The sequence below is a fragment of the Streptomyces sp. NPDC059900 genome (assembly GCF_050270335.1).
Lineage (GTDB): Bacteria > Actinomycetota > Actinomycetes > Streptomycetales > Streptomycetaceae > Streptomyces.
Genome location: NZ_JBNNJZ010000663.1, coordinates 1 through 4,162, shown reverse-complemented (window position 1 = coordinate 4,162; position 4,162 = coordinate 1). Strand labels below are relative to the sequence as shown.

Genomic DNA, 4,162 nt, shown 5'->3' with positions numbered 1-4,162 from the left:
CGGTGAGGGGCGCGCGGTGAACAGGACCGCGGGCCCCCGGTTTCAGTAGCGGTACTGCTCGTTGTAGCCCGCGTCGTAGCCGTTCTCCCGGGCCTGCTCACCCTGGTAGGGGTAGGGCTGCTCCGGCGGGAGTTCACCGCCGTACTGGCCGTACTGACCGTAGGGGTCCTCGGCACTGCGCTGCTGCGGCACCCAGACCCCGCCGGGCGGGGTGTCGTTGTACGTCCCGGCCCCGGTGCCGTACGGATCGGCGGCGCCGTAGGACGCGTACTGCTGCTGGTCGCCGTACGTGTCGTAGCTCTGCTGGCCGCCGTAGGTCTGCGTCCCGATGTACGGGTCGGAGTACGCGGCGTACTGCTGCTGGCCCGTCTCGCCGTACGCGTACGGCTGCTGGGGGTCATAGCCCGCCGCCGCGTAGGTGTCGTAGCCGTAGGCGCTGTCCTGCTGAGCGGACTGCTGGCCTGACTGCTGCGCTGACTGCTGCTGTGCGTAGGCGTCGTCGCTGTAGACGCCGTACTGGCCGGTGTCGTCGGGCATCGGCTCCGGCGCGTAGACCCCGCCGCCGGGAGGGGCCTCGGGCGGCGGCCCGGCCGGACCCGCCGACTCGTACTCCAGGTCGGAGACCTGGAGCGTCGGCTCCCGGTCGGTCTCGCCGCCCCGCTGCGTCGTCTTGCGGCGCTTGCTCAGGCCGGGCTGGCCGCCGAGCGCCCAGCCGGTCGAGAAGCCGCGGCGGAACGACAGCGTCACGTAGGTCTGTCCGGTGGCGAAGGCGATCGCGCCGATGGCGATGACCACCACCGAGGGCAGCAGCACGCCGATGACCACGCCGAGGAAGCCGCCGAAGGCGAGCAGCCGCCAGCGCAGCCGCGCCTTGTACTGCAACAGCACCTCGCCGAGCAGCCACAGCGCGACGCCGCCGAACGCGATGTAGAGGACCGTCCAGCCCATGTACGCCCCTCTCCCCGCGGCCGCCGCCCTCCGGGGTACGGCCGGTCAGGCCTGCGGGTGATGCAGGCCCAGATTCTCGTAGATTTCCAGAGTCGCCGTGGAGTTGTTGAGCGTGATGAAGTGCAGCCCCGGGACACCCTCGGCCAGCAACCGCGCGCAGAACTCCGTCGCGAACTCGATGCCAATGGAGCGTACAGCCGCAGGATCGTCTTTGGCTGTGAGGATGCGCTCTTTGAGTTCCGGCGGGAAGGTCGCGTTGCTGAGCTGGGGCAGGCGTTCCAGCATGCGTACGTTCGTGACCGGCATGATCTCCGGAATGATCGGCGTCGAACAGCCCGCGGCCTCGACCCGGTCACGAAGGCGCAGATACTCCTCCGGATAGAAGAACATCTGTGTGATCGCGTAGTCGGCGCCCGCGCGGCACTTGTCGACGAAGTGCCGTACGTCCGTGTCCCACTCCTCCGAGCGCGGATGCATCGCGGGGAAGGCCGCGACGCCCACGCAGAAGTCGCCCGACTCCTTGATCAGCCGGACCAGTTCGGCTGCGTACGTCAGGCCCTCGGGGTGCTTGACCCAGTCGGCGAGCGGGTCGCCGGGCGGGTCGCCGCGGACCGCGAGCATGTTCCTGATGCCCGCGTCCGCGTACTGCCCGATGATGTTGCGCAGTTCGGCCACGGAGTGGTCGACCGCGGTCAGGTGGGCCACCGGCGTGAGCGTCGAGTCGGCGACGATCTGCTCCGTCTCCTTGACCGTGCCCGCTCGCGTCGAGCCGCCCGCTCCGTACGTCACGGAGACGAAGCTGGGGGCCACCGCCTCGACCCGGCGCAGGGCGTTCCACAGGTTCCGCTCGCCCTTCGGGGTTTTCGGCGCCGAGAACTCGAAGGAGAACGTCGTCTCGCCGGTCGCGAGCATGTCACGCACGGTGCGTGCGCGATCAGATCTGGTGGAAGCTGTGCCTAGGGCCATACGGGCAGGTTAGCGACGGGCCACCGCTACCGGCCAATCCCCGTCCACCCTGCGGACAGCCTCCGCGAAGGTTGGCCGAAGATCGACGATCAGGCCGTACGCAGCCGCTTTGCGAAGTCGGCCGCCGCTGCCGCCGGATCGTCCGCCTCGGTGATGGCCCGCACGACGACGACGCGGCGGGCGCCGGCTTCGAGCACCTCGTCGAGATTGCCCGCGTCGATGCCGCCGATGGCGAACCAGGGGCGGTCCGTGCCGAGCGACGCGGTGTACCGGACGAGGTCGAGCCCGGGGGCGTACCGGCCCGGCTTGGTGGGGGTCGGCCAGCAGGGTCCCGTGCAGAAGTAGTCCACGCCGTCCTGCGTCGCCGCTGCGGCGGCCTCGGCCTCGGCGTGCGTGGACCGGCCGATGAGCACGTCGTCGCTGCCGCCCAGGATGCGGCGGGCCGCGGGCACGGGCAGGTCGCCCTGGCCCAGGTGCAGCACGTCGGCGCCGATGGCGTGCGCGATGTCCGCGCGGTCGTTCACCGCGAGGAGCTTGCCGTGCCTGCGGGCGGCGTCGGCGAAGACCTGGAGGTGTTCGAGCTCCTCGGCCGCCTCCATGCCCTTGTCCCGCAGCTGCACGATGTCGACGCCACCGCCGAGGGCGGCGTCCAGGAACTCCGGGAGGTCTCCCTGGCGCTTGCGGGCGTCCACACACAGGTAGAGGCGGGCGTCTGCGAGCTGCTCGCGGGCAGGCTTGGTGGCCATGTGTGGGTCCCCCCGGTCGTCGGCGGCCTACGGGCCGTGTGTCCCCGGGGACACACGGCCCGTACGCAACGGTTTTCCGTGTCGGTCAGACGGCGAGCGCCTGGGCGCGGCGCTTCACCTCCGTCCCGCGATTCTCGCTCAGGGCCTGCGCGGGCGTGCCGGGCAGGGTCGGGTCGGGAGTGAAGAGCCACTCCAGCATCTCTTCGTCGGTGAAGCCGTCGTCCCTCAGGAGCGTCAAGGTGCCGGTGAGGCCCTTGACGATCTTCTCGCCGTCGATGAAGGCGGCCGGCACGGCGAGCGCGCGGTTCTCACCACGGCGTACGGCGATCAGCTGGCCCTCCTTGACCAGCTGGCGCACACGCGTCACCTCGACGTCCAGCATTTCTGCGATGTCGGGAAGGTGCAGCCACTCGGGGACGAGAGCATCGGTCTTTGCGTCAATCTCGGTCACGGGGACAAGCCTAGCTCCGGGCACCGACAGCGGCCGGGCAGCGGCCCCCTCGACCGCCCCTCGGCTATGCGAGCACGGCCTTCTTCAGCGGTACCGCGGGGTCCGCCACCAGGCCGGGATCGAGGCGGGTGCCCGCCTCGATCAGTTTGCGGCCCTGCGCCAGGTCCCTGGGGCGGCCCACCGCGAGGACGGCCGCCAGGGCGCCCCCGCGCAGCCAGCACACGCTCCAGGCCGCGCCCGCCGGATCGCCGCGCCACACCAGCTCGTCGTCGGCCGCGTGATGGCCGGCGAACTGGACGAAGCGCCCGAACTGCTCGGACCAGAAATACGGGACGGGGTCGTACGCCGACGGGGTCTCGCCGATGATGTTCGCCGCCACCGTGCGCGGGCCTTGCAGGGCGTTGTCCCAGTGGTGGACGAGAAGGCGCTCGCCGTACCGTCCCGAGGGGAACGAGGAGCAGTCGCCGACCGCGTAGACATCGGGTTCCGACGTCCGCAGATGGTCGTCGGCGAGGATCTCCCGGTGGGCGCCCAGGGTGATGCCCGAGTCCGCGAGCCAGTCCGTGGCGGGGCGTGCGCCGATGCCGACCACGACCGCGTCTGCGGGCAGCCGGGTGCCGTCGGCGAGCAGGACGCTGCCGGGCTCGACGCGCTCCACGCGCGCGTGGACGCGCAGTTCGGCTCCGGAGTCGGCGTACCAGGACGTCATCGGCGCCGCGACCTCCGCGGGCAGGGCCCCCGCGAGCGGCCGCCCGGCGGCTTCGACGACGGTGACCGCGCAGCCCGCCTCACGCGCGGCGGTCGCGAACTCGGCGCCGATCCAGCCCGCGCCGACGACGACGATGCGGTGCTGCCCGGCGAGCACGGGCCGCAGCCGCTCGGCGTCGTCGAGGGTGCGCAGCAGGTGGACGCCCGGCACTCCGGACGTGCCCGGCAGCAGGACCGGCTCGGCGCCGGTGGCGATGACCAGGGTGTCGTAGGGCACCGGGCCCGCCGCGGTGTCCAGGACGTGGTCGGCGGGGCTGTCTATTTTTAACTTGTGGGAGAGGAT

5 protein-coding genes are annotated in these 4,162 nt (G+C 71.5%); all 5 read right to left on the bottom strand.

Annotated features, from left to right (window positions below; genetic code table 11):
• Positions 1–42 precede the first annotated feature (42 nt).
• Positions 43–948 carry a hypothetical protein gene (locus ACQKIP_RS41520; RefSeq protein WP_365852773.1) on the bottom strand — a complete coding sequence of 302 codons (906 nt, stop codon included), beginning with the start codon at positions 946–948 and terminating at the stop codon, positions 43–45.
• Positions 949–993: 45 nt separating this feature from the next.
• Positions 994–1,914 (bottom strand): methylenetetrahydrofolate reductase [NAD(P)H], encoded by a 921-nt coding sequence (metF, locus tag ACQKIP_RS41515; protein ID WP_365852771.1) that lies wholly within the window; start codon positions 1,912–1,914, stop codon positions 994–996.
• Positions 1,915–2,003: 89 nt separating this feature from the next.
• Positions 2,004–2,660, bottom strand: coding sequence for a thiamine phosphate synthase (gene thiE / locus ACQKIP_RS41510; protein WP_365852769.1), 657 nt, complete (start codon positions 2,658–2,660; stop codon positions 2,004–2,006).
• A gap of 85 nt (positions 2,661–2,745) precedes the next feature.
• A complete protein-coding gene (locus ACQKIP_RS41505; RefSeq protein ID WP_361188876.1) occupies positions 2,746–3,111 on the bottom strand; it encodes an Rv2175c family DNA-binding protein in 366 nt (121 codons plus the stop codon).
• A 64-nt stretch (positions 3,112–3,175) separates the two neighbouring features.
• Positions 3,176–4,162, bottom strand: a 987-nt coding sequence (locus tag ACQKIP_RS41500; RefSeq protein WP_427745377.1) for an NAD(P)/FAD-dependent oxidoreductase, incomplete at its 5' end; no start/stop codon positions are given.